The organism is Rhizobium viscosum (assembly GCF_014873945.1).
Lineage (GTDB): Bacteria > Pseudomonadota > Alphaproteobacteria > Rhizobiales > Rhizobiaceae > Rhizobium > Rhizobium viscosum.
On record NZ_JADBEC010000001.1, the window covers coordinates 3,519,362 to 3,543,957 of the forward strand.

At 59.8% G+C, this 24,596-nt stretch carries 20 protein-coding genes; 13 read left to right on the forward strand and 7 right to left on the reverse strand.

All coding sequences use genetic code 11. The features are described 5' to 3' along the window. The first annotated feature begins 33 nt into the window (after positions 1-33). The 9 genes from H4W29_RS17285 to H4W29_RS17325 all read left to right on the forward strand — a co-directional run bounded on the left by H4W29_RS17285 (position 34) and on the right by H4W29_RS17325 (position 13,754). Positions 34-1,479: an MFS transporter gene (locus H4W29_RS17285; RefSeq protein ID WP_192729998.1), complete on the forward strand. Its 1,446-nt coding sequence runs from the start codon at positions 34-36 to the stop codon at positions 1,477-1,479. A 272-nt stretch (positions 1,480-1,751) separates the two neighbouring features. Next, entirely contained in the window at positions 1,752-2,807 is a 1,056-nt protein-coding gene (locus H4W29_RS17290; protein ID WP_192729999.1) for a sensor histidine kinase, read from the forward strand. 17 nt (positions 2,808-2,824) lie between these two features. Next, entirely contained in the window at positions 2,825-3,382 is a 558-nt protein-coding gene (locus H4W29_RS17295; protein WP_192730000.1) for a DUF924 family protein, read from the forward strand. Between the two features lie 91 nt (positions 3,383-3,473). Further along, complete coding sequence (locus tag H4W29_RS17300; RefSeq protein WP_192730001.1) at positions 3,474-6,092, forward strand: mechanosensitive ion channel family protein; 2,619 nt, start codon at positions 3,474-3,476, stop codon at positions 6,090-6,092. Positions 6,093-6,193: 101 nt separating this feature from the next. Then, complete coding sequence (locus H4W29_RS17305) at positions 6,194-6,469, forward strand: hypothetical protein (protein WP_192730002.1); 276 nt, start codon at positions 6,194-6,196, stop codon at positions 6,467-6,469. A gap of 201 nt (positions 6,470-6,670) precedes the next feature. Continuing rightward, on the forward strand, positions 6,671-9,184 hold the full coding sequence (locus H4W29_RS17310; protein ID WP_192730003.1) for a GcvT family protein: 2,514 nt from the start codon (positions 6,671-6,673) through the stop codon (positions 9,182-9,184). Between the two features lie 147 nt (positions 9,185-9,331). Beyond that, positions 9,332-10,162: a response regulator gene (locus tag H4W29_RS17315; RefSeq protein ID WP_007817860.1), complete on the forward strand. Its 831-nt coding sequence runs from the start codon at positions 9,332-9,334 to the stop codon at positions 10,160-10,162. A gap of 201 nt (positions 10,163-10,363) precedes the next feature. Beyond that, entirely contained in the window at positions 10,364-11,695 is a 1,332-nt protein-coding gene (locus H4W29_RS17320; RefSeq protein WP_192730004.1) for a diguanylate cyclase, read from the forward strand. A gap of 181 nt (positions 11,696-11,876) precedes the next feature. Continuing rightward, entirely contained in the window at positions 11,877-13,754 is a 1,878-nt protein-coding gene (locus tag H4W29_RS17325) for a DUF7380 domain-containing protein (protein ID WP_246517340.1), read from the forward strand. A 99-nt stretch (positions 13,755-13,853) separates the two neighbouring features. Here the strand turns inward: H4W29_RS17325 and H4W29_RS17330 are convergent, their stop codons facing one another. The 5 genes from H4W29_RS17330 to H4W29_RS17350 form a co-directional block, all read right to left on the reverse strand. After that, complete coding sequence (locus tag H4W29_RS17330) at positions 13,854-14,876, reverse strand: GlxA family transcriptional regulator (RefSeq protein WP_112546808.1); 1,023 nt, start codon at positions 14,874-14,876, stop codon at positions 13,854-13,856. Positions 14,877-15,177: 301 nt separating this feature from the next. Then, positions 15,178-15,381, reverse strand: coding sequence for a hypothetical protein (locus H4W29_RS17335; RefSeq protein ID WP_192730005.1), 204 nt, complete (start codon positions 15,379-15,381; stop codon positions 15,178-15,180). A gap of 116 nt (positions 15,382-15,497) precedes the next feature. After that, the gene (locus H4W29_RS17340; protein WP_183740418.1) at positions 15,498-15,665 is read right to left on the reverse strand and encodes a hypothetical protein; all 168 of its coding nucleotides are present in this window, start codon (positions 15,663-15,665) and stop codon (positions 15,498-15,500) included. Positions 15,666-15,874: 209 nt separating this feature from the next. Further along, positions 15,875-17,776, reverse strand: coding sequence for a potassium transporter Kup (locus H4W29_RS17345; protein ID WP_192730006.1), 1,902 nt, complete (start codon positions 17,774-17,776; stop codon positions 15,875-15,877). Positions 17,777-17,906: 130 nt separating this feature from the next. Beyond that, on the reverse strand, positions 17,907-19,211 hold the full coding sequence (locus H4W29_RS17350) for a hemolysin family protein (protein WP_192730007.1): 1,305 nt from the start codon (positions 19,209-19,211) through the stop codon (positions 17,907-17,909). Between the two features lie 288 nt (positions 19,212-19,499). Here H4W29_RS17350 and H4W29_RS17355 point away from each other — a divergent pair, with 288 nt between their 5' ends. From H4W29_RS17355 to H4W29_RS17370, 4 genes are all read left to right on the forward strand, one after another. Continuing rightward, positions 19,500-20,912: a peptidoglycan L,D-endopeptidase MepK gene (locus H4W29_RS17355; RefSeq protein ID WP_192730008.1), complete on the forward strand. Its 1,413-nt coding sequence runs from the start codon at positions 19,500-19,502 to the stop codon at positions 20,910-20,912. A gap of 108 nt (positions 20,913-21,020) precedes the next feature. Continuing rightward, positions 21,021-21,920 (forward strand): LysR family transcriptional regulator, encoded by a 900-nt coding sequence (locus H4W29_RS17360; RefSeq protein WP_192730009.1) that lies wholly within the window; start codon positions 21,021-21,023, stop codon positions 21,918-21,920. 53 nt (positions 21,921-21,973) lie between these two features. Then, positions 21,974-22,666 carry a molybdate ABC transporter substrate-binding protein gene (locus H4W29_RS17365; protein WP_192730010.1) on the forward strand — a complete coding sequence of 231 codons (693 nt, stop codon included), beginning with the start codon at positions 21,974-21,976 and terminating at the stop codon, positions 22,664-22,666. A 190-nt stretch (positions 22,667-22,856) separates the two neighbouring features. Next, positions 22,857-23,012 (forward strand): entericidin domain-containing protein, encoded by a 156-nt coding sequence (locus H4W29_RS17370; protein ID WP_192730011.1) that lies wholly within the window; start codon positions 22,857-22,859, stop codon positions 23,010-23,012. Between the two features lie 6 nt (positions 23,013-23,018). Here the strand turns inward: H4W29_RS17370 and H4W29_RS17375 are convergent, their stop codons facing one another. Both H4W29_RS17375 and H4W29_RS17380 read right to left on the reverse strand, forming a co-directional pair. Then, positions 23,019-23,369 carry a hypothetical protein gene (locus H4W29_RS17375; RefSeq protein WP_192730012.1) on the reverse strand — a complete coding sequence of 117 codons (351 nt, stop codon included), beginning with the start codon at positions 23,367-23,369 and terminating at the stop codon, positions 23,019-23,021. 33 nt (positions 23,370-23,402) lie between these two features. Beyond that, entirely contained in the window at positions 23,403-24,401 is a 999-nt protein-coding gene (locus H4W29_RS17380; protein WP_192730013.1) for a glycine betaine ABC transporter substrate-binding protein, read from the reverse strand. Positions 24,402-24,596 lie beyond the last annotated feature (195 nt).

Genomic DNA, 24,596 nt, shown 5'->3' on the forward strand with positions numbered 1-24,596 from the left:
CCGCGCAATCTGGAATTCGCATTTGGCAGATCGATGACTGCAGTTCAGACGAGTGAGAACATAGATGAGGCGGCAAGCGTCCGCCAGGCGAAGATCGTAGCGCTCGTCGTTGCCGTTTCCTTCTTCATGCAGATCCTCGACGGCACGATCGTCACCACTTCGCTGCCCCAGATGGCGATGAGCTTCGGCGTGCAGCCGGTCGCCATGAGCATCGGCATCACCGTCTATATGCTCACGACGGCGGCCTTCATTCCGCTTTCGGGCTGGCTCGGCGACCGGTTTGGGGCGCGACGTGTCTTCCTCACGTCCATTGCCGTCTTCACTGTGGCATCCCTGTTCTGCGGCCTGTCGGGAAGCCTCACCGAATTCATCATTGCGCGTGCGGTGCAGGGCGTGGGCAGTGCGCTGATGACGCCGGTCGGGCGCATCATCGTGCTCAAAAACGCCCGAAAGTCCGAGCTGGTGCAGGCGATCGCGCTGATCACCTGGCCGGCGCTGACAGCTCCCGTCGTCGGCCCCGTGCTCGGCAGCTTCATCACCACCTATGCCAGCTGGCACTGGAATTTCCTGATCAACATCCCGATCGGCATGATCGGCATCGCGCTGGTGCTGCGCTTCGTGCCGGAGCAGCGCGAAGAGAGCGTCGGGCCGCTCGATATCAAGGGCTTTTTCCTGAGTGCGGCCGGGCTGACGCTGCTGCTTGCCGGGCTCGAACTATCAGTCAAATGGCAGGGCGGTTTTCTGCCGCTCGTCGTGCTGCTTGGTGCCGGTATCGCGTTTTCCGTCATGGCGATGCGGCACTTCCGGCGGGTCGACAATCCGCTGCTCGATCTCGCCGCCTTCAGGGTGCGGACTTTCTCGATGACGACGCTATCGGCGGGTACGGCCTGCCGCACGGCGATCAATGCGACGCCCTTCCTGTTGCCGCTGCTCTTCCAGCTGGGTTTTGGCCTGAGCTCGATTGCCGCCGGCACCTATCTCCTGGTCTATTTCCTCGGCAATCTCAGCATGAAGACGGTGACGACGCCGCTCTTGCGGCTTTTCGGCTTCCGCAACGTGCTCTTCTTCAATGGTGTCATCGCAGCCGGCTCGATCGTCGCCTGCGGCTTTCTGACACCTGATACCCCCGAGGTCGTCATCTCGGCGCTGCTATTCATTGCCGGGCTTTCCCGGTCGATGGAGTTTACGGCCCTCAACACGCTGTCTTTTGCCGATATTGGTCCATCGCAGAGAAGTTCGGCTTCGACGCTGTCGAGCATGCTGCAGCAGATGTCCATGCTGCTCGGCGTTGCCGTCGCGGCTGCCGTGCTCAACATTTCCACAGGGTTTCGCGGTGCTGCGAACCCTGTTCTCGGTGATTTCCGCTGGGCGTTCTTCGTGGTTGGCATGATCGGCTTTTTGTCCTGCCTGCGCTTCCTGCAGCTTTCAGCCGATGCGGGTGCCGAAGTTTCACACCACCGCCGCTTTCAAAAAAGCTGACTTACCCTCGGAACCATTCGCCTTCCCCTGCGTTAAGCGCCTGATTTTCAGTATCTGTGTTCGCAGTTTTTTAGAGGGGCTTCCGGCCACCGCCGGCAGAGGTCGACATTCTCGATGGCATTCTCCTTCGATCCGTCTGGCATCAGGCATCACACCATACCAAAGGTTAGGTGCTGTTTACGCGCGCCGGCCGATGCAATACGACAGTCTCATGCAGAAAGACTCGGCGGCCTCACAGCCGGTATTGCTGCGGGAAAACGCCCGGAGGCAGAATGAGCGAGTCCAGCGGCGATACGGGTGAAGCGACCCGTATCCTCTATATCGATGACGACGAGGAGCTTGCGCTGCTGATGCGGAAGAATCTCGGCCGTCGCGGCTTTAAGCTCGAATGGGCGAGCGACGGAGCGACCGGCCTTGCGATGCTTGCCGAAGGCGGTATCGAAGCCGTCGTTCTCGATCATTTCCTGAAGGCCGAAACCGGGCTCGATATCCTGCCGCGCATCACGGCGATGCCCGATCATCCGCCTGTCATCTACGCCACCGGTTCCGGCGATACGAGCATTGCGGTCGCAGCGCTGAAGGCCGGCGCGGATGACTATGTTCTGAAGGGCGTTTCGCCTGATTATTTCGATCTTCTGGCCGCGGCACTCGAACAGGGGCTGGAGCGGGCGCGCTTCCGCCGCGATACGGCGCAGGCGCAGGAGGTGATCCGCCAGCAGCGCGACCATGCGGAAATGCTGCTTGCCGAAGTCAATCACCGCATCGCCAACAGCCTCGGCCTTGTCGGCGCGCTGATCCGCATGCAATCCTCCATGACCAGCGACCAGGTGGCGATCGACGCGCTGCAGGAAACGCAGATGCGCATCAATGCGATCGCCAGCGTCCATCGCCGCCTCTACACCAACCGGCAGGTCGGTACGGTGCAGGTGGATGAGTATCTCAGCAGCCTCCTGACCGAGCTCGAAGCCTCGATGCGCGACGAAAAACGGCCGCATCGCGTGGTGCTGACCTCCCAGCCCGTCAATCTGGCGACCGACAAGGTCATCACGCTCGGCCTCATCGTCAGCGAGCTCGTCACCAATGCCTTCAAATATGCCTATTCGGATGGCAGCCCGGGCGAGATCAATGTTATCGTCGAGCAGGATAGCGATGTGCTCAGGGTCACTGTTGAAGACGGCGGCCGGGGTTTCGACCCCTTGAGCCCGGCGAAGGGAACCGGTCTCGGCACGAAGATATTGAACGCAATGGCGGCCAGCCTGAAAGCCGAACTTGTCTATGACGGGCAGCACAGCGGTACGAGAGCCATGCTCGTCTTTACCGCCAACTAAGGCTGCGGGGAGGGATCATGAACACGGATATCGTCTGCACGCCCGGCGAAGTCTATGATTTCTGGTTCGTCCGCTGCAGCCGGAAGGAATGGTTCGGCTCGACCGCCGAACTGGACGAGGAAATCCGGGCGCGGTTTCGCGCAACCCACCTGTCGCTTGCCCTTGAGGTCCCCGAGGAATGGCGCTTGAGCCCCGAAAGCCGGCTTGCCGCAGTGATCGTGCTCGACCAGTTTCCACGCAACATCTACCGGGCGACACCACTTGCCTTTGCGACCGATGGACTGGCGCTGCGCGAGGCGAAGATGGCGCTTGCCGTCGGTGCCGATCAGGCCATCGAGGACATCCGGCGGACTTTCTTCTACATGCCGTTCGAACATGCGGAAGACCTCGTCGAGCAGGATCGTTCGGTGGCGCTCTTTACTGCGCTCGGCGACGAAGAGTTCCGTGATTATGCGCTTCGCCACCGCGACGTGATCGCGACATATGGGCGTTTTCCGCATCGCAATGCCGTTATCGGGCGGCCGTCGAGCGAGGCCGAACTGGCCTATCTGGCGCTTCCCGGCTCCGGTTTCTGAGCCGTTATCTGGAGATTCCGCCTTTCTGTCGCCTTTCTTTCCTATAAGAAGCGGGGCAATTACCTTTGACACGAATCCACGCGGGGACTTCTTGCGCTTGACACACTGGCTGTTTCGCACCGTTCTTCTGTTGTCGCTGGCTGTTGCCGGCCTGCATGTCGATGGAAAGGCCGCTTTCGCACAGGCCGTACAACCTGCGGCCGAGGCCCAGACGCAAGAGGCTCCGGCGCAGGCAGCACCAACCCAGCCAGCACCAGCTCAGGCGGTTGCAACCGAGGCGCCCCTTGCCAGCAGCGCGCTCGATCAGGCGCTGAAGGATATCGACAAGGCGAAGAACCAGCTTGTTTCGCTGCAGGACCGCGTCAAGCAGAATGCCGACAATGACGACGCTCTCGTAGAGCTTGCCGGCCAGACGGATGAACTCGGCCGCGGCGTTATAGCCACGTCCGTCAGCTTGCGCCCGCGTTTCGATCAGATCAAGAGCCGCCTGACCGAGCTTGGCGAGCCGCCGAAGGACGGGCAGCCGCCGGAAGCGCAGATCGTTGCCGACGAGCGCAACGCGCTGACATCAGAACGCTCGCAGATCAATGCCGTCACGGGTGACGCGGAGAACCTGTCGATCGCAATCACCAAGCTTTCCAACGTGATCACGGCGACGCGCCGCCAGCTCTTTGCCGATACGCTGTTCCGGCGCACCGAAATCTCCGTCTCCGTTTTCGACGATGCGACCAGTGCCTTCGTTCAGGAAGTGAGCGAGTTTTCCCAGACGTTTTCGAGCTGGATCACCTTCGTCTGGAAGTTCAAGAGCCTGTCGCTCTTTGCGGCGATCTTCCTGTCGCTCGCGACGGCCCTGATCCTGCTTTCCGGCGGCTACCGGCTTTTCGGCCAGTATCTGCGGCGCGACGTCCATGTCGAAGAACCGTCCTATATCAGCCGCCTTGCCTTTGCCTTCTGGTCGACGCTGATCCGCACGGCCGCGCTCGATGTGCTGCTGGTGACGTCGCTGATCTTCCTCGACGGCTTCAATGTGCTCAGGAGCGACATCACGCCTGTCATCGGCGCGCTCTTCGGCTCGATCGGCCTCGTTTACTTCGTCGGCCGCTTCGTCAACGCCGTCTTTGCGCCGAATGATCCGTCGTGGCGGCTGGTGCGGCTTTCCAATCTCGGCGCTCGCTCGGTCGGCTATTGCCTGATCGCCATGGCCGTCGTCAACGCGCTCGACTATCTCTTCGGCGCCATCGGTGAGGCGATGGGATCGCCGCTGGTTCTGACCGTCGTGCGCAGCCTGCTTGCTGCGCTGATCATCGGTCTCATCCTGATCGCCGTGTCCTTCGGAAAGCCGATGCTGGCGAAGAATGGCGATCCCGATGCGCCCGGCCGCCATTGGCCTCGTGGCATGGCGATCCTGCTGCGGGTCTTCGGCGCAGGCCTCATCCTTGCGGCGCTCTCGGGTTACGTGGGCCTGGCGCGTTTCGTCGCCACCCAGCTCATCATCACCAGCGCCATCATCGTGACGACCTATATCGGCCTGCTGCTCGGCAAGGCGATCTCGCGGCAGGATAATTTCGGCGATACGTTCCTCGGGCGTTTCCTGGAAACCCGCTTCAAGCTCGGGCCGGTGGCGATCGATCAGGTGGGGCTGGTCGTCGGCCTGCTGATCTATGCGGTGGCGCTCCTGACCGGCATTCCGCTCATCCTGCTGCTCTGGGGCTTTCATGTGCAGGATCTGCAGCTGCTTGCCTATCGGCTGTTTACCGAGGTGCGGCTCGGTGGCATCAGCATTTCGCTCGTCGGCATCTTCACCGGCATCCTGCTCTTTGCCGGCGGCTATCTTGCGACGCGCTGGGTGCAGAAGTGGCTGGACAGCAATGTCATGGCGCGCAGCCACGTCGATCTCGGGGTGCGCAATTCGGTCAAGACGGGCATCGGTTATCTCGGCGTCGGTGTGGCGGCGATCTTCGGCATTTCGGCGGCGGGCATCGACCTTTCCAACCTTGCACTCGTCGCCTCGGCGCTGTCGGTCGGTATCGGTTTCGGCCTGCAGAACATCGTGTCCAACTTCGTCTCCGGCCTGATCCTGCTCGTCGAGCGCCCCTTCAAGGTGGGCGACCACGTCGTTTCGGGAACGGCCGAAGGCATCGTCAAGCGCATCTCGGTGCGCGCGACCGAAATCGAGACCTTCCGCAAGCAATCGATCATCGTGCCGAATTCGGAGCTCATCAACGGGCTCGTCGGCAACTGGACACATCGCAACAAGCTCGGACGTTCGGAAATCCCGGTTTCCGTCAGCTATGAGGCCGATCCGCGCAAGGTGATGGATATTCTGCTGGAACTGACGGCTGCCGTGCCGCTGATCCTGCGCAATCCGGAACCGCATGTCGAGTTCCTGCGCTTCGGCCCTTACTCGCTCGATTTCGAGCTGCGCTTCTTCCTGGCCGACATGGGTGACGGCCTGACGGTGCGCAACGATCTCAGGATCGAAATCCTGAGGCGCTTCAAGGCGGAGGGCATCGAGATTCCGCTGCCGCAGAGCGATCTGACTATCCATCGTCAGGCGAATGCGGATGCGGAAAAGGTGCTTGTCCAGAAGCCTGACGAGCCAGAAGAGGCCACGGCGGAAGACGAGGTCAAGGAAATAGAGATGGTAGAAGACGAGCGGCCGGTGCGGCAATTGCGCGGCAAGACGGCGGACGGCAAGCTCAAAGGCTGAACGGGTCATTCAGCGCTCATTCACGGGTCTTGCGCTATAACCTCATGCAATCGATCGCTGCAGGCGCAGCGACGAGCGCTCCAGGGGAGGGCGTGTAGCCTATGTCGCATGTCGTGACACGATCCGCAGTCGCATTTCTTCTTCTCCTTTCCGCCGCACCTCTGGCGCTGGCCGCCTCCGTCACCAACAAGGATGATGCAGCCGTGGTGCTGACCGTCACCGAAGGCGGCAACCGTGTGGAAGTCGTCGTGGATGCCGGCGCATCCGAGCGGGTCTGCCCCTCCGGCTGCTTCATGACGACGCCCGATGGCGACCGTATCGGGCTTTCCGGCGACGAGACGATCGAGATCGTCAAGGGCTCTGCCATCATCAAGTGACGGCGGCCCGGGCTCCGAAACAGTCGTTTTCATGATTTTTTGAGCCTTGCGACTTTTGACGCTTGTCTATTTGCGTGTCGTCGCGGCAAGCTTTTCCCATGTCGTAAACAGGCCTCTCGTGGCGCATGCCTCACGGCATAGTTCGTGACATGGTTCGTCCGGCCTGGGCTGCCGGATATCAGGTTGAAGAGGGTATTTTCCATGAAGTCACATGCGCGGGCAGTGGTCATCGGCGGCGGCGTGGTCGGCGTTTCGACGCTCTATCACCTTGCGAAGAAGGGATGGGGCGACAGCGTGCTCATCGAGCGCAAGGAGCTGACATCAGGCTCGACCTGGCATGCAGCCGGCCTGCTGCCGCTGTTCAACATGAGCTACTCGGTCGGCCAGATCCATAAATATTCCGTCCGTTTCTATCAGGAGCTGCAAGAGGAAACCGGCATGAATGTCGGTTTCAGCAAGGTTTCCAATATTCGTCTCGCCCGTACCAAAGACCGCTGGGACGAATTCATGTACTATGCCGGCATCGCCGAAACGATCGGCGTCAAGGTCAATATCCTGACGCCCGAGCAGGTGAAGGAGATCTGGCCGCTCTGCGAGACCGATGGTCTGCTCGGCGCCATCCAGCATCCCGATGACGGCTATATCCAGCCGGCGGACCTCACCCAGGCACTTGCCAAGGGTGCTCGAGACCGGGGTGCTACGATCTACCGCAACACGACGGTCACCGCAGTCGAGCAGCAGTCTGACGGGCTCTGGAAGGTGACGACGGACAAGGGCGAGATCACCGCCGAACACATCATCTCCTGCACCGGCAACTTCGCCCGCAAGACCGGCGATATGGTGGGCATCAACATTCCCGTCATTCCGGTCGAGCATCAGTATATCGTCACTGAGCCGCATCCCGATATTCTCGCCCGCAAGGCCAAGGGCCTGCCGGAAATGGGCGTGCTCCGTGAAGCCGACAGCGCCTGGTACATGCGCGAGGAAAATGGCGGGCTGCTGCTCGGCCCTTACGAGCAGGGCGCACCGGTCTGTTATGTCAACGGTCCCTCCGATGACAGCGAATATGAGCTCTTCCAGGAAGAACTCGAGCGCCTCATGCCGCATATCGAAACGGCGATCGCCCGCGTGCCGGCCTTCGGCGAAGTCGGCATCAAGAAGGTCTATAACGGTGCCATCGCCTATACGCCCGACGGCAACCCGATCGTCGGCCCCGCACCGGGCCTGAAGAACTTCTGGCTGAACGAAGGACATTCCTTCGGCATCACTGCGGCCGGCGGCGCCGGCTGGCAGCTTGCCGAATGGATCGTCGATGGCGAGCCGACCGTCGACATGATGGGCGTCGACCCGCGCCGCTTCGGCCCCTATGCGAAGGAAGGCTACCTCATCGCCAAGAACGAGGAGGCCTATGCCAACGTCTTCACCATGCATTATCCGGACGAGGAGCGCGCTGCCGCCCGCCCGCTGAAGACCACGCCGGTCTACGAGCGCCTGAAGAAGCTCGGTGCCGTATTCGGCTCGGTCTACGGCTGGGAGCGGGCCAACTGGTTTGCACCCGAGGGATACGACCTGCCGAAGGACCAGATCGGTGTCGGCGCCGATGTTCTCACTAACCATAACCATTCGGATCCGACCGAAGACGGCCGCATTCTGGAGAAGTGGTCGTTCCGCCGCTCGAACTATTTCGAGCATGTCGGCAACGAGGTGATGAACGTCCATAAGAATGTCGGCGTGCTCGACATGTCGGCTTTCGCCAAGGCGCTGGTGACAGGCCCTGGCGCACGCGCATGGCTGGAATCGATCTTCGCCAATGCGATCCCGAAGAAGCGTGGCCGTATCGCGCTCTGCCACATGCTGACCAAGGAAGGCGGCGTGCGCGCGGAATTCACCGTCTATGAAAGCGCGCCCGGCACCTTCTATCTCGTCTCGGCCGGTGCTTACGAAGCACACGATCATGACTATATGCGCAAGCTTCTGCCGTCAGACGGCAGCGTGAAGTTTACGCCGATCACCCAGGCCTACGGTGTGCTGGTGCTCGCCGGCCCGAAGTCGCGCGATGTCCTGAAGAAGCTGACGCGCACCAGCCTCGACAACAAGGATTTCCCCTGGCTTTCTGGCAAGGAGATCTCTGTCGGTGCGGCCAACGCACATGCACTGCGCGTCAATTTCGTCGGCGAGCTCGGCTGGGAGCTGCATCACCCGATCGAGATGCAGAACTACATCTTCGACAAGCTGATGGAAGCCGGTGCCGAATTCGGCATCAAGCCCTTCGGCATCCGCGCCATGCTCTCGATGTCGGTCGAGAAGTCCTATCGCCTGATCCCGCGCGAAATGTCGATCGAGTACAATGCCTATGAATCCGGCCTCGACCGCTTCATCAAGCCGGAGAAGGAATTCCTCGGCCGCGAGGGCCTGCTTTCCTATAAGGAAAAGGGTCTCAAGTGGAACTTCGCGACGCTTGTTGTCGAGACCGGCAATGATGTCGATGCGCGGGGCTCGGAGGCGATCTACAACGAGGCGGGCGAGCTTGTCGGCCGTGCCACTAACGGCACGTTCGGCTTCCGTATCAACCGCTCGCTGGCGCTTGCCATGCTGCGGCCCGATTATGCCAAGGAAGGCACGAAGCTGAAGATCAAGATCCTCGGCACGACCTACAATGCGACCGTCGTCGGCGAGAGCCCGTTCGATACGGAGAATGCGGCACTTCGGGCGTGATTTCTTAATCATATTGACAAGAAAAGGGCGGCCGCACCATCGGTCGCCCTTTTCATAGCTGGCTATGGCAAGCCGATTAATAATTGTTCAAATGAATTCATGTAACCGTTTCGTTCGGGGACAGAATTTCCATTTTAAAGGTTTGTCATGGCGTTTCTAGGTATTTCGGGGATGCAATATTCCGGAGAAATGTTTGCTGGCGCACGCATTATCCTCGCTGAAGATTCCAACGTCTTCACTTCAATGATCGGGAAGCGCCTGAAGGAACTCTTCGATATCGATGTCGAGATCTGCCGCAGCTTCGAAGAGCTGCAGCTTTCCTACGACAAGTCTTCAGATCCGATTACGCTCGCCATCTCCAATATCAACCTGCCGGGCGCCGAAAACGGCGAGGCGCTGGAATATCTGGTCGATCTGTCGATCCCCACGATCGTCTTTACCGGCACCTTCCACGAAGGCATGCGCGACAAGCTGCTCGCCAAGGATATCGTCGACTATATCCTCAAGGACAATATCTTTGCCGTCGACCTGCTGGCGGAATCGATCTGCCGGTTCCTCACAAATCACCGCCATCACGTGCTGATCGTCGATGACAGCGCCACAGCCCGCGCGCTGCTTTCCAGCCGCCTGAAGCGCTATAATTTCCGCGTCAGCACCGCCGAGAGCGGCGCCAAGGCGCTGGAGATCCTCAAGGCCAACCGCGATATCGGCTTGATGGTCACCGACTACAACATGCCCGATATTGACGGCTTTGAACTGACACGCCGAATCCGCGCCTCGATCGGTTCGCATGAGCTGCGCATCATTGGCGTTTCCTCCTCTTCCAACCGCCTGCTTTCGGCGCGGTTCTTGAAGGCCGGCGGCAACGACTTCATGCTGCGCCCGTTCATCGACGAAGAGTTCTACTGCCGCGTCAACCAGAACCTGGATACGCTTCTGCAGATCCAGTCGATGCGCAAGGAACGGGCTGTTGCCTGACCCTGCCGCAAAGATCGGGTGCAGGGAAACGGCTCTGTGATCGACTCACACCCGAAATATATGACGGTGACTCATATTTCTGCAATCGCAGGTGTTGCTGTCATCATTTGCCTCTTCACGGAAGGGAAGGCCTCGGCTATCGTCCGGCACAGCAAGAGGGGGCGAGTCGACCCCTTCGGGCGTGTGGAGGGATAGGCAGCTGTGACATTCCAGGGGGATTTTCAGCGGGAGAATGCAGGTCCTCGGTTTGGAGGAATCCGCATACTTCTGGTTGAGGATTCCCGGATGTTTTCCGCCGTGCTCTGCCATCGGTTCCAGACCGAGCTCAACCTCAGCGTTGTCTGCTGTTCCTCGCTGAAGGCGTTGCGCGAAGAACTCTCGCAGGACGGCCACGGTTACAGTATGGCCGTCGTCGACCTGAACCTGCCTGACGCACCCTATGGCGAGGCGCTCGACTGCACGATCGAGCACGATATTCCGGCGATCGTCTTTACGGCGACCTTCGACCTTAACACCCGCGCCCGCATTCTCGAGCGCAACGTCATAGACTATGTGCTGAAGGACAACGAATTCGCGCTCGACAATCTGGTCGCGACCGTGCGCCGGGCGATCATGAACCGCAAGACGCGAGTGCTCGTCGTCGACGACGTTTCATCTGCGCGCCAGGTCCTGGTCGATCTCCTGAAAGCCCAGCAATATATGGTCGTCGAAGCCAGTTCCGGGCTTGAGGCGATTGCGGCTCTCGAGGCCTACAGCGATATCGAACTCGTCGTCACGGACCATCACATGCCCGATATGAGCGGCTATGAGCTGACGCGGCGCATCCGCCACCGGTTCGGCTCGGACAAGCTGCGCGTCATCGGTGTTTCCTCGTCGAACGACCGCATGCTCTCGGCGAGCTTCCTGAAAGCCGGCGCCAGCGACTTTGTCTACCGGCCGTTCGTGGCCGAAGAGCTGCAATGCCGCATCGCCAACAATGTCGAGACGCTGACGCAGATGAAGCAACTGCGCGCGGCGGCAGCCTGCGATTACCTGACCGGCCTCTATAACAGGCGCTATTTCTACGACAACGGCCCAAAGCTGGTGAACGAATGCCTGCGGCTGAAAATGTCGAGCGCGGTCGCCATTCTCGATATTGACCATTTCAAGCGGCTGAACGACACCTATGGCCATGAGATCGGCGACAAGGTGCTGAAGGCTGTCGCAGACAGGCTGCAGACGATCTTCGAAGGCAGCGACAATCTCCTCTCGCGCCTCGGCGGCGAGGAATTCGCCATTCTCTTCCCGCAGATGGATTCGCTGGCGGCCACCAAGCTCTGCGACGAGATCCGCTCGGATCTTTCCCGCCTCAGGGTGACGGCCGACGATGAGGAACTGTCGGTGACGGTATCGATCGGTGTTGCCGAGATCGCCGGTTACGAGACCTTCGAGAATTATCTGAACGCGGCAGACCAGTTCCTCTACATGGCCAAGCACAAGGGCCGGAATCTGGTCTATTCCGATGCGAGGATGACGGAAGAGGCGGCGCAGTAGGGGGGCTTGCACCGCGCGGCATTTCTTCTTCGTCTTAAATTTGCGACGGCGTGATCTTTGAGATGAGGCAGTTTCCACAGGAGTTGGAAACTCATTGCATCTTCAGCCTGTCAATAGCGCTGAGGAGATGGGCCATGGCCTGAAAGCGGGAGGATCGCTCATGACGGTAAAAGGCAGTGAGATGGGTGGTGGGCCGCGGTCGGACGAAAGAAATGATCAACAGACACGGCTGTGGCTGCAAGCGACCGTCGAGGATTTTGAACAGGTAGATTTCGAAGCGCCGATTGCTGATTGCGTTGATGCCGACTACCACGAGCTAAACAACCGTTTTCGAGAAGCGGCAAAGGTTCGTGAGAAGGAAGGCGAAGAGCATCCTGCATCCCGAGTCTTCGCAATGCTGTCCGCGATAACGAGCTTTTACTTCAAGCCCGAAGATCGAAATGCTCCCTATGGTCCCATAATGGCTATGGGTGATCAACGCTCGCCAATACCAGAGGACTTTCGCGGAGGCCCGGTGGCTGCGCTGGCCTATGCAGCGTCGCGAACTAGAAATCCCCTACTCAGGGCGCGGCTCGCGGATGTCTGTTGGCTCCTTGAACGCCGGCGCCACGAACTTGGTCGAATTGCCGTACGGGCGTATGCCGAAGTCGTGGAGGGACTAGCGTCCGGCGTCTACAAGGACAGGCAAGACAGAGGTGATCCTCTGCTCGGCCTAGCTGCCAGGGATATGCTTCAGCGCGCCGTGCAGATGGGGCGTCCACTGGGTTGGGAGAGCGAGGAGGTAGTATCCGCAAAGGCTTTGGTTCCGTACATCTGGGCTAGAGCGATCCAAGGCAAGAACCCCGTGCCGGTCCTCTGGTTCTGCGGAATGGATTTTTCGTTTGGCATCTCGGGCAGTGCGATTGTTGCAGCGGCAATAGAAGCCTATCTGCGCAGCGACTTGCCGGAGCCTAGCTCGCATATGATCATTGAACTCTGGCGCCTGGCATCAAAGGCTTATCATGACGCCAAGGATGAGGAGGGTAGGTTCAGATGTCAGACCGAAGCGGCAGAGGCGCTCGTGGCCGAGGCCCAACGACACAGCTCTGCAATGCTGGCATCGCACTGGCTTAGCGAGGCGATTGCCGAGTATCACGGCATCCCAGGCAAGCGTGAGCGCAGAGCGGAACTTCGGTCTCAATTGATCGAGATCCAAGGTGGAATAAGAGAGGAAATGTCGTCCTATTCCCATTCGACGGATCTCAGCGATCTTGCTGCAGAATTGGAGAAGGAACTGGAACAGATCGAAGATCTGCTCGATCTACTGTTTGTGTTTGCCGATCTCGGTCGTTCTCCTGCGCCGGAAAAACTCGAAAGCGAGGCTATCGGCTCCATTAAGGCCCATCCGTTTTCTTCGATATTTGGTGCGAGCCACCATGACTCTGAAGGCAAGGTGATCCATAAATCGGATGGAGCCAATTTGGGCGATGGAGATAGTAAGGACGCGATCCGGTCGACGATTGCCGAACATGAGCGAATGCGTCGAGCAATCCATGTCATGGGGTTGGTGGAGGTCGCTCGCCATGAGATTAATAGGCGTTTTTACCTTGGAGAGGATACCTTCCAAGCGCTGTTTAGGCACACCCCATTCGTGCCAACTGACGTTCTCATGACGTATAGCCGTGGCTTCGCGCGGTTCTTTTCAGGAGACTTCATTAGCGCGGTATATATTCTTGTTCCCATGCTTGAGAACTCCCTGCGGCATACGTTGAAGTTGCATGGTTTTGATACCGTAACTTTCGACGACGCAACGCAGACCCAAGAAGACAAAACGATCTCGGCTCTGTTCGACAACATGAGACCCGAACTCGACAAGGTCTTTGGGGCGGCGATCACGACCGACATACACAACGTTTTTCTTGCTAAACCTGGCCCTAGCCTTCGGCACGTAGTTGCTCATGGTTTACTCAGCGACGCGGGTTGCCATGGACCGGACGCAGTCTATGCATGCTGGTTGATCTTTCGGCTGTGCTGTATTCCGCTTTTCAGCAAAGAGGGAGCCGTTGAGGTTCCATCCTAAGCACATCTTACAACGTCAGTGTATTGTCTTGTCTTGGCCGCCGCCTTTTGTATAAGACAGCGGCATTGGTCTGTTTTCGGCCGTCGGACTCTTTTGGTCTTACGCAGCAACCGCCTGCTGACGAGCTGTCGCCATAGTCATCTTGCGATCGGCGCGCTCCTGTTGCGGGGAGCGCTGGTAGAGTTCGCGATAACACTTGGAGAAGTGTGAGGCGGAGACGAAGCCGCAGGCAACGGCGACTTCGACGACCGGCATGGAGGACTGCACCAGCAGGTGGCGGGCGCGGTCAAGGCGTATTTCCAGATAGTAGCGGGCTGGCGACCGGCCCATTTCCTGGCGGAACAGGCGTTCGATCTGGCGGCGCGACAGGCCGGCACCCTCGGCGATTTCGAGCAGCGACAGCGGCTCGGCGAGATTACCTTCCATCAGCTCGATGATCGACAGCACCTTGGCGTTCTGGACGCCGAGGCGGGCGCGCAGCGGCAAGCGCTGGCGGTCGTGCGGGTTGCGCACGCGGTCGGTCAGGTGCTGCTCGCAGATGCGGTTGACGAGGCTTTCGCCGAAATCCTCGCCGACGAGGTTCAGCATCATGTCGAGCGAGGCCGTGCCGCCGGCGCAGGTGTAGAGATTGTTATCGACCTCGTAGAGGTCGGCATAGACCTCGGCCTGCGGGAAGGCCTCGGAGAAGCCCGGCAGGTTTTCCCAGTGGATCGCGCAGCGCTTGCCGTTCAGGAGACCGGCCTGGGCAAGCACATGCGCGCCCGTACAGAGCGAACCGACGGCCACGCCGCGATTGTAGGATTCGCGCAGCCAGGCATTGACGGATTTATTGTTGAAGGTCTCGACATCGATGCCGGAACAGACGAGCACCATGCCCGGCCGGTTTTCACCGCCGAGATGGCGACGCTCTTCGGCGAGCGAGGAATTGGCCTCCACGCCGATGCCGCAAGAGGAATAGACCTTTTCGCCGTCGACCGAGGTCAGGCGCCACGTATAGGCCTGATAGCCGAGCATGCGGTTTGCGATGCGCAGTGTATCCACCGCCGCCGAAAAGGGCAGCATGGTGAATTGAGGGACCATGAAGAAGACTACGGAACGTTTCTTGAGCTGCATCTTGTTCATTGGAAAATCCATGCTCGAGGGCGACTGCATATTGGTCGCGTGGAATGCGTCGTTCCGATGTTCTAAAAGCGACACTGGCATGGAAAAATGCGGCTAGGAAGAGCAAATCTGCGACATGAGAGGAGATTTGCGGCGCGAGCGAAGCAAAAAGTGTCGCTGCGGCGGGGTGGTGCTGTGAAAATTCACCGGGGAAGGTAGGCGACGGACATGAAAAAGGCGGTGCTGCGTGGGGCAGGCACCACCTTTAGCTTGGGAGGTATGTCGCATTCATTGCATGGTTTTGCATTCACGAGCCCTGTCGTTAGTGAGCTCTGCGCTTGCCGGTTTCATCGGCGCTCGGCCAGCCGATATCCTTGCGGATGTCGAAAGGCATGGATTCGATCTGGCGTTCCGTCTGCCACCGGCGCCATGCGCGCACGAGCTTGTCGGCATAGGAACCGATCGAGGAATGGCTGCTATGGGACGACACGCTCTTGCCGCCATCTCTGTAGGTCATCGAGGTCATTGCCGTTTCCTTTCCTTGCGAGACACGGGATTGCCGTATCCTTGAGGTGAAATATGCGCTTGCGACACTCATCATTCAAACGAATAGATTTTATGAGTATCATAAGCGATTTTGAACTATCGCTGCTGCTCATCGAGAGCGGGCAGGGCGCCGATATCGGCCGCGAGATGCGGCGGATAATGCTTCATTTCCTGCCTGATATGCTCGCGTGCCGCCACCCGAAACATGCGTGCGCGGAAAGCGAAGAAAGCCTGGAGGATATTGAAGCCTACTGTCTGCAACATGATCGGCCTCCTTTTCTTCAGCCTCATCGTTACAACTAGAATATAGGTATCGAGGCTGGTTCAAACAAATGAAATGAACTGGGCTTAAGGTTCAGAGAAATTGAAAGATGAGGGCGCGCCTACAATGGCTGCGGGTTGCCTTCGGCAGCGCTTCGAGTCTGTTCTGCGACATATGGATGGACGGGCGTGGACGATCCACGCGGCCGCGGTCAGATGACCATCTGCTCTCCGAGTTCCACCACGCGGTTGCTGGGAAGCTGGAAATAATCCGAAGGGTCGATGGCAAAGCCGGCCATGGCGATGAAGAGCCGGTCCTGCCAGGCCGGAAGGCCGGTATTCGGATCGCCGACGAGCTTGCGCCTGCCGACATAGAACGAGGTCGACATGATCTCGAAGTCGAAGCCCGCCTTGCGGCAGAGCGGCAGGGCCTTGGAGACGTCCTGATCCTCCATGAAGCCGAACAGGAGCTGGATCTTGATGAAGCGCTCCGACAGCCTTTCGATCGTCACCCGATCCGCTTCCGGCACATAGGGGCGCGGGGCGGTCTTCACATTGAGGATGACATTGCGCGCGTGAAGAACGCGATTGTGCTTCAGGTTGTGCAGGAGCACGCCGGGCGTCATATCAGGAAGGCTGGTCAGGAAGATCGCTGTGCCCGGAACCTGGGCGGGGGCGTGATCCGACTTCCGTTCGATCGACGTCAGAAACTGCATCAGGGGTACGTCGTTGCTTGCGGACTTCTGGCGCACCAGCAGGGTTCCCTTCTTCCAGGTCCACATCATTATCATCAGCGCGCCGGCGATCAGGATCGGGACATAGCCGCCGTCGTGGATCTTCAGGAGATTCGCGCCGAGGAAGATGCTTTCAAGCACGAGGAGCGGCAGGAGTGCCGCCAGTGCTGAGGCCACGTTCCATCCCCACACGACGCGTAGAAACTGGAAGGACAGGATCGTCGTGACGACCATCGCACCCGTGACCGAAATTCCGTATGCCGTGGCAAGGGCCTCGGAGGAACCGAACGCGAAGATCAGGGCAAGCACACCGATGAGAAGCGTCATGTTGACCGCCGGGACGTAGATCTGGCCGGTGTTGGAAGCGGAGGTGAAGCAAATCTCCAGCCGCGGAAGGAAGCCGAGATGGATGGCCTGACGGGCAAGAGAGAACGCCCCGGTAATGACGGCCTGGCTGGCGATGATCGTGGCTGCGGTGGCAAGAAGGACCACCGGAAGGATCGCCCATTCCGGAAACAGCAGGAAGAAGGGATCAGACGCAGCCTGCGGGCTGGCAAGCACAAGCGCGCCCTGGCCGAGGTAGTTGAGGAGGAGGGATGGGAAGACCACTGCGAACCAGGCGACCTGGATCGGCTTCCTGCCGAAATGACCGAGGTCGGCATAAAGGGCTTCCGCACCCGTCACCGTCAGGAAGACGGCGCCGAGGACCACGAGGCCGATGAGGCCTGCATGGGTGATGAAGTCGAAGGCGTAGAGCGGATTGAGCGCTGCGAAGATCGCGGGATCGTCGGCGATGTGGACAAGTCCGCCAAGGCCCATCACGAGAAACCACAGGAGCGTTATCGGACCGAAGAGTTTCGACACGGACGCGGTGCCGACCGACTGGACGAAAAACAGGAGCAGCATGATCGCGACGGCGATCGGCAGGATGTAGGGCGTGAAGACCGGCGTTACGAGCTTCAGCCCTTCGAGCGCCGACAGCACCGACAAGGCAGGCGTGATCATCGCGTCGCCGATGAACAGTGCTGCGCCGATGATGCCTGCGAAGAAAAAGACGGTCGCGTGCCGGCTGGTCTTTTTCATGAGGAGGGCCAGCAGGGAAAGGGTTCCGCCTTCGCCTTCGTTATCCGCCCTCAGCAGAAACAGCACGTATTTGAACGTGACGATGACCGTCAGCGTCCATATCATCAACGAGATCAGCCCGATGACCTCGTGCGGCGCCACGCCGTCATGGGCGAAGGGCCGAAGCGCTTCGCGGAAGGCATAGAGCGGGCTCGTTCCGATATCGCCATAGACCACTCCGATCGCCCCGAGCAGGAGGGCCGCAAACTTTTGCTGGCCTGCATGAGACCGGTCTGCGTCGTGGGTGGTGGCGGACATGGATATTCCTTGATTGTTGTTCGACACTGATGGCTGTTCGGAATGAAAGATATGGGGCGCAAGGCTGAGAATGGCACATCGGGTCGCGGTGAGGACCGTCAAGCTCGATTCCGGCCCCTGATCGTACCCATCAGTTCTCCGCCCGTGCCTCGTCCTTCGTCAATGCGCTGACGAGAAGCTTGTCGACGCGCCGCCCGTCGAGGTCGATCACCTCGAATTTCCAGTCGTTCTTGACGAAGGTCTCTCCAAGCTCGGGTAGGTGCTTCAGTTCTTCCAGAACGAGACCGGCAACGGTCTGGTATTCGACGTCTTCATCAACGGGGAAGTTCATGAATTCCGAGAATTCGTCGATCGGCGTCCATCCGGAAACCAGGTAGGAGCCATCCTCGCGTCGCTTGATCGCCGGTTCCTCACCGGAAGCCGCGTCGCCGAAAACGCCCATGATCGATTCGAGGATGTCGCCTGAGGTGATCACACCTTCGAAGTGGCCGTATTCGTCAAAAACCAGAACCATATGCTGTGACGACTTGCGGATCGATTCGATCACCGAGGAGGCGGGGGCGAGGTCCGAGATGATCGGAACATCGTGTACCAGCGTCATGATGTCGACCGTCCGGTTGGCTTCAAGGGCATCGTAGTAATCCTTGACGGCGAGAACGCCGAGAACCTCGTCGGAGCTGCCCTTGCGGGCCGGCAGTCGCGTTCGCGCGGTCGACTGAATGGTCTTGCGGATCTCCTCGGCGGAATCTTCGATATCGACCAGCTCGACGTCGCGCCGCGGCGTCATGAGCGCGCGTGCCGTTCTGTCGGCAAGACGCATGACGCCGGTGATCATGGCGGATTCCCCGCTCTCGATCACGCCGGCACTCTGGGCTTCGGCGAGAACCGTCTTGATCTCCTCGTCGGTGACGCCATCGGCGTTCTTTCCGGACTGGCCGAGCAGGGTGAGAACGAGTTTGCCCGAGCCGTCGAGCAGCCAGACGAGCGGCAGAGCCGCCTTCGACAGGTAGGTCATCGTCGGAGCGACCTTGGCGGCGACGGCTTCCGGCGCGCGAAGGGCCATCTGCTTGGGCACCAACTCGCCGATGATGAGGGAGAGATAGGTGATTGCCACGACGACCGTACCGACACCAAGCCCGTCCGCCCAGGCATTGGGAAGCCCCTGCGCCAGAAGCCAGGCGGAGAATCGCGCGCCGAGCGTCGCACCCGAGAAGGCACCTGATAGGACGCCGACGAGGGTGATGCCGATCTGAACCGTCGACAGGAAACGGCCGGGATCCTCTGCGAGGCGCAGAGCCAGTCGCGCTCCTCTGCTTCCCTGGTCCGCCATAACTCTGAGGCGTGCCGGGCGGGCGGAGACGATTGCGAGCTCCGACATCGCCAGGACGCCGTTGAGAATGGTGAGGAGGATGACGATGGCTATTTCGGTATACAAACTTAGGCCTGTTTCGATGATAATGATCCGTCGAAACTATGCGATCTCGTCTCGCTTTGCGAGGGTTCCCGTCGAAGATCATGGCGCTTGGCAAGATAATTATGGCGAACTTCTCGCTGCCAGCGCAACTGGAGAGCCGCAAGGCGGCATCTCCTTGAAACAGCGCCTCATATAATCCGTGGCTCATAAACCCACTCTTAAGGATCTATTGACCATAATGAAGGCTTAACGCCGCCCACGTGTGCGGTGCCTGTGATGTTTTCTTGTCTCGCACCAAGGACGAAGTTCGTGTCCCTTCATCAAGCCATCGCCGCCATTCCGGCAACCGCGTTCGCGTGGTTTCTGTCTGTCGTCGCCCGTCGTGTGGCGATTGTTGCGGCCTTCGTTTTCGCTGTCATTGCCGGATCGGGCGAGGCGGCGGCGGAGGATCGGGCGCTGAAACTCTACTTCACGCATACGGGCGAGCGGGCGACGATCGTCTTCAAGCGCAACGGCAAATACGATCAGCGCGGGCTGAACCAGATCAACCGTTTCCTGCGTGACTGGCGGCGCAACGAGCCTGCCAGGATGGATCCGCGTCTGCTTGATCTCGTCTGGGAAGTCTATCGCAAGAGCGGGGCGAAGGAGACAATCCACGTCGTTTCGGCCTATCGCTCGCCGGCCACCAACAACATGCTGCGCAACCGCTCGCGCAATACCGGTGTCGCCAAGCGCAGCCAGCACATGCTCGGCAAGGCGATGGATTTCTATATCCCGGGCGTCAAGCTTGCGACGCTGCGTGCGCTTGCCATGCAGATGCAGGTCGGCGGGGTCGGCTATTATCCGACGTCGGGTTCGCCCTTCGTGCATCTCGATGTCGGCAATGTGCGCGCCTGGCCGCGCATGTCGCGCCAGGAGCTGGCGCGGCTGTTCCCTGACGGGCGTACCATCCACCTGCCGGCGGACGGACGTCCGCTGCCGGGCTATCAGGTAGCGCTTGCCGAGCGCAAGAAGGGCATCCGCTCCGCGCCGATAGAGATTGCCGCAAGTGAGGATGAGGATGACGATGCGCCCGTAACGCCAAAGGCAGCGGCACCGGCCCTGCTGACGGCACGCGCAGCACCTGTGAAGGCACCTGATCCCGTCGTGACCGGAAGCCTTGTCACCGCCATGCTGCCGACGCCGCAGAAGCGGGCAGAGATCGGACTGGCGCCGCAGCTTGCCAAGCCGGAGGACAAGGCGGTTGCCGACCGGGCCTTTGCCGATCTTGCCTCACTGACCGTTCCGCTGCCGGTGCTGCGGCCTGTTGAAATCGAGGCCGTGGAAAGCGAGACGCCCGCACCTGTGCCCGCGGTTGCGCCGGTTCTGGCATCCGTCCAGCCGGCCCCGGCTGATTTCACGCGCTTCGTCGTCGGTCGCAAGCCGGCCAATACTTCAGGTATCGCCGACCGGCTGACCCATCCCGCACCGACGGCCGAGCAGATCGCGGTGTTGCCGGTCTCCGCGTCGGAGCATGTCTCGGGCGGCGTCGGCGAGATGTCGGCACGAGCGCTGATTGCCTGGGCGGTACGGTCACCGGAAACGTCAGTTGAACTCACGGCGCCTGCCATGATCGGCAATACCTATCCGAAGGGGGGCGGCGAGGGCAGGACGGTTGCCTCAGGTGTGGCTGGTGCCGCTGGAACCAGCTTCAAGACCAGCCGTCTCGGCACTGAGGGCTGAACTCAAATAGGCTCGATAGTGGTCGCCCTACAAAAATAGGGGGCAGATTGACTTTCAATCAAATGGAATGATAACCTTCGTCATTCAGAAAAATTGAAAGATGTGACGATGACCATCCCGTTTCGCCGTCCCATTCCTCTGCTCGACAATGACGTGCTGCGCACCTTCGTCGCCATTGCAGAGACCGGTAATTTTTCGACTGCGGCCGAGACCGTGTTCCGCACGCCGTCGGCAGTTTCCATGCAGATCAAGAAGCTCGAAGAGCAGCTCGGCGTGATGCTGTTTCGCCGCGATGCGCGCTCGGTGACGCTGACGCAGCACGGCGAGATGCTGCTGTCTTATGCGCGCAACATCCTGACGCTTTCCAACGAGGCGGTGTCGCGTTTCATCATGCCGGAGCTCAGCGGCGTGGTGCGGCTTGGCGCGCCCGAGGATATCGGCGAGCGGCTGCTGCCGCAGGTCCTGAGGAGCTTTGCGCAGACCTATCCGGGCATCATGGTCGATGTGACGATCGACATGAGCATCGGCCTGAAGAAGCGGATGGAGGAGCAGCGCCTCGATCTCGCGCTCATCAACTGCGCTACGCGGCCTTTCCCCACCAATGGCGAAGTCGTCTATCGCGAGAGGCTCGTCTGGGCTGGCGCCAAATGCGGCTCGGCGCATCGGCGCGATCCGCTGCCGATCTCGATCTGGGAAGATGGCTGCATCTGGCGGCAGGAGGCGATCACCCAGCTCGAACGCAACAAGCGGCCCTATCGCGTCGCCTATCTCAGCGCCCACACCATGGCGCAGCGCGCCGCCGTGGTCTCCGATCTCGCTATTGCGCCGCTACCGCTCTCCTATGTCAGCGAGGATATGGCGATCCTCGGCATCCAGGAAGGGCTGCCGGAACTCGGCTCTTTCGACATCCAGCTTTTGACTGCATCGCAAATGACGGGGCCGATAGAGACGGTCGCCGACAGCATCCGCGCATCCTTCGCCGAAAGGTCGAAAGCGGCGGCCGCCTGATTGGCTCAGAGCGATACGGAATGATCGTGTAGACGCGGAATGCAGGCTTAGATGTGGATCAGCAAGTCAGGCTTTTCGGCGCTGTCGCGGTACGACCCGTTGTCCTTGCCGTCATCCCCCGGTTCGAAGCAACCACAGGATACAAGGTCGCGGTCAGGTGGGAGCTCAATCCGATCGTAAGGAGGCAGATTGAGGCCGGTGAACCCTTTGATCTCGTTATCACCAATCCTGATCTGATCGGTGAACTCTCCGCCTTGGGAAAAGTCAAGGCGGAGAGCCAGGTCGCGTTCGGTCGGATAGCAATGGGAGTGGCGGCAAAAGAAGGCAGCCGACCGCTCGACATTGGCTCCGTGGACACATTCAAACATGCCTTGAAGAACGCCGGATCAATCGCCTATGCCAGCGACGGAACCAGCGGTGGCTACTTCTCCGGTTTGCTGGAGCGCTTGGGAATAGCGGAAGAGGTGAAGCCCAAGCTGGTGCCGGTAGCCGGAGGGCAGACGGCAGCAGCTGTAGGCCGCGGGGAGGCCGAGCTGGGAGTCGTTCCCGTGACGTCTATCCTTGCCGCCGCTCCCGAGGTCATGCTGGTCGGCAAGTTTCCGGCAGAACTCCAAAGTTATATCGACTTCGCCATAGGCATCAGCGCCGATTTGACGAACGAAGACGCTGCCAGGCAGCTGTCGGCGTTTCTGACGTCGCCAGCCATCGACGCGATGCTGGCGGCGAAGGGCGTCGAACGCAGCTAACTATGTGCTTGATGAGTGGCGACCGGCTCAGGCTATCGCCCTTGGTTGGTGGGTCGCGTTCGACGATCTCGACGATATTGGGTCTTCTCCGAGAAAGGCTCTTAGCCGGTGAACTTTTAGCTCACGAATGCGTTATCCCGCCCGGACGGCATCAGCCGTTCGGGATTGATTTCACAAAAGGATTTCGCACATGACGACCACGGGTAAAATCGCAGCCGCCGCTATGGTGCTTCTTGCCCTTTCTTCCTGCGCCAATACGATCAAGGGCATGGGCAGGGATACCGCCAATGCCGTTAACGCCACGCAGGATGCCGGTCGCAGTGTCGATCGGGCAGCGAAGAGATAATTGCTTTCAGATTTTTGAAGTCGGATAGGCTTTTTCGAGGCCGCCGGATCGGGTCAGCCCGGTCCGGAATGCGGCATGGGCCGGGTGCTGGCTGGAGCGTGCCGCTTCCATGAGCCTGATCTGCAACCGATCCGGTGCAGCTTCGCCGATCCATTTGCCGAGGGTTTCGAGCTTTAGCGAATTGAGAAAACGCGAGGAAGCGGCGAGATCGAGATGCCGATGCAGGCCTTCGAGCAGATTATCGTCCTGGGCCGGATTTTCCATCAACAGCGACAGATAGGATTTGTCGGTTTCCGAGAGCGCCGCGAGTTTTTCCGCGACGGTATCGCGATCGGGAAAGGGCACCGTGCCAGTCATAACGAATCGTCCAGTCCTTGTTGTCAGGAAGGTTTATAGACTGGCCTTGACCTTCTCGGCTATATCGGCCGGAACCCAGCGGCTCCAGAGCTCCTCGTAATTCTCAAGGAAATAGAGGGCTGCATTCTCATTGTCCTCGCCATTTTCATCCTGCCAGGCCAGCACCTGGCTGATGGTCTCGTTGTCCCAGCTGCGGGCGTTCAGATAGTTCATGATCGGGCCGGCGCGATCGGCGAAAGCCCTGGTCATCATCGTGAAGGCCTGCGACACCGGATAGGCGTTCACCCTGGGATTGGCGCAATGAGGCACCGAGGTGCAGGCGTTCCATTCGGCCTCATCGTGCGGAACGCCGAAGCCCAGCTGTTTCATGTCGTATTTGCCGATGACCGATGTCGGCGCCCAGTAATAACCGAGCCAGCCGACCTTGTTTTCGAAGGCGCGGGCAATCGAACCGTCGAAATCCTTGGGAGTCCGGCTGTCGACCAGCGCAAAGCCGAGCTTGTCGGCATCAAGCGCCCTGAAGAGATTGCTGGTCGAGATCTCGCAAGCCCAGGCTTCCGGGCAATTATAGACGGCCGCACGCGAGGGATCATAGGTATCGGGAAAGAGTTCCGGGTGTTTCAGCGCATCCTGGACGGAACGAATATCCGGATTTGCGTCGGCGATGAATTTCGGGATGTACCAGCCTTCAACCGCGCCATCCGCAAGAATTTCGGCGCCCTTGACCAGCCGGCCGGCGCTGATGGCGGCATCGAGCTGCGGCTTGACCGCCTTCACCCAGAATTCCGAGGCGATATCGGGCGTGCCGGTGCCATCCATGGAAGCGAAGGTCGGCAGCGTATCGCCATCGACGATGGTGACGGAGCAGCCGTAGCCCTTTTCCAGGATGAATTTGTCGAAGCTCGCTGCAATGGCGGCAGAGCCCCATCTCATCTCGGCGATCGAGACGTTGCCGCAGCCGGCAGCTTGCGCCTCCGCAATTCCGGCATAAAAACAGACCGCAAGGATGAATGACGAGAAAAATGTCTTCATTATACGTTCCCCGAAATTTTTATGTGATCGAACGCGCATGCACCGGGCAATTAGCCGACAAATCTTTTCGCCGCTGCAGGTGCTAATCGCCCGAGAATATGGCTTCACCGGGTTTTTCCTGTGTGCGGCGCCGTTCGTCTGGTTTTCCGGCGGCTCGTCGCTGGCCATTTCTGTCGATGGCTTACTATGAGCAAA

Coding starts and splice junctions, on each gene's coding strand:
- H4W29_RS17285 (WP_192729998.1), top strand. CDS start 34: ATGACTGCAGTTCAGACGAGTGAGAACATAGATGAGGCGGCAAGCGTC.
- H4W29_RS17290 (WP_192729999.1), top strand. CDS start 1,752: ATGAGCGAGTCCAGCGGCGATACGGGTGAAGCGACCCGTATCCTCTAT.
- H4W29_RS17295 (WP_192730000.1), top strand. CDS start 2,825: ATGAACACGGATATCGTCTGCACGCCCGGCGAAGTCTATGATTTCTGG.
- H4W29_RS17305 (WP_192730002.1), top strand. CDS start 6,194: ATGTCGCATGTCGTGACACGATCCGCAGTCGCATTTCTTCTTCTCCTT.
- H4W29_RS17310 (WP_192730003.1), top strand. CDS start 6,671: ATGAAGTCACATGCGCGGGCAGTGGTCATCGGCGGCGGCGTGGTCGGC.
- H4W29_RS17315 (WP_007817860.1), top strand. CDS start 9,332: ATGGCGTTTCTAGGTATTTCGGGGATGCAATATTCCGGAGAAATGTTT.
- H4W29_RS17325 (WP_246517340.1), top strand. CDS start 11,877: ATGGGTGGTGGGCCGCGGTCGGACGAAAGAAATGATCAACAGACACGG.
- H4W29_RS17330 (WP_112546808.1), bottom strand. CDS start 14,876: ATGAACAAGATGCAGCTCAAGAAACGTTCCGTAGTCTTCTTCATGGTC.
- H4W29_RS17335 (WP_192730005.1), bottom strand. CDS start 15,381: ATGACCTCGATGACCTACAGAGATGGCGGCAAGAGCGTGTCGTCCCAT.
- H4W29_RS17340 (WP_183740418.1), bottom strand. CDS start 15,665: ATGTTGCAGACAGTAGGCTTCAATATCCTCCAGGCTTTCTTCGCTTTC.
- H4W29_RS17345 (WP_192730006.1), bottom strand. CDS start 17,776: ATGTCCGCCACCACCCACGACGCAGACCGGTCTCATGCAGGCCAGCAA.
- H4W29_RS17360 (WP_192730009.1), top strand. CDS start 21,021: ATGACCATCCCGTTTCGCCGTCCCATTCCTCTGCTCGACAATGACGTG.
- H4W29_RS17370 (WP_192730011.1), top strand. CDS start 22,857: ATGACGACCACGGGTAAAATCGCAGCCGCCGCTATGGTGCTTCTTGCC.
- H4W29_RS17375 (WP_192730012.1), bottom strand. CDS start 23,369: ATGACTGGCACGGTGCCCTTTCCCGATCGCGATACCGTCGCGGAAAAA.
- H4W29_RS17380 (WP_192730013.1), bottom strand. CDS start 24,401: ATGAAGACATTTTTCTCGTCATTCATCCTTGCGGTCTGTTTTTATGCC.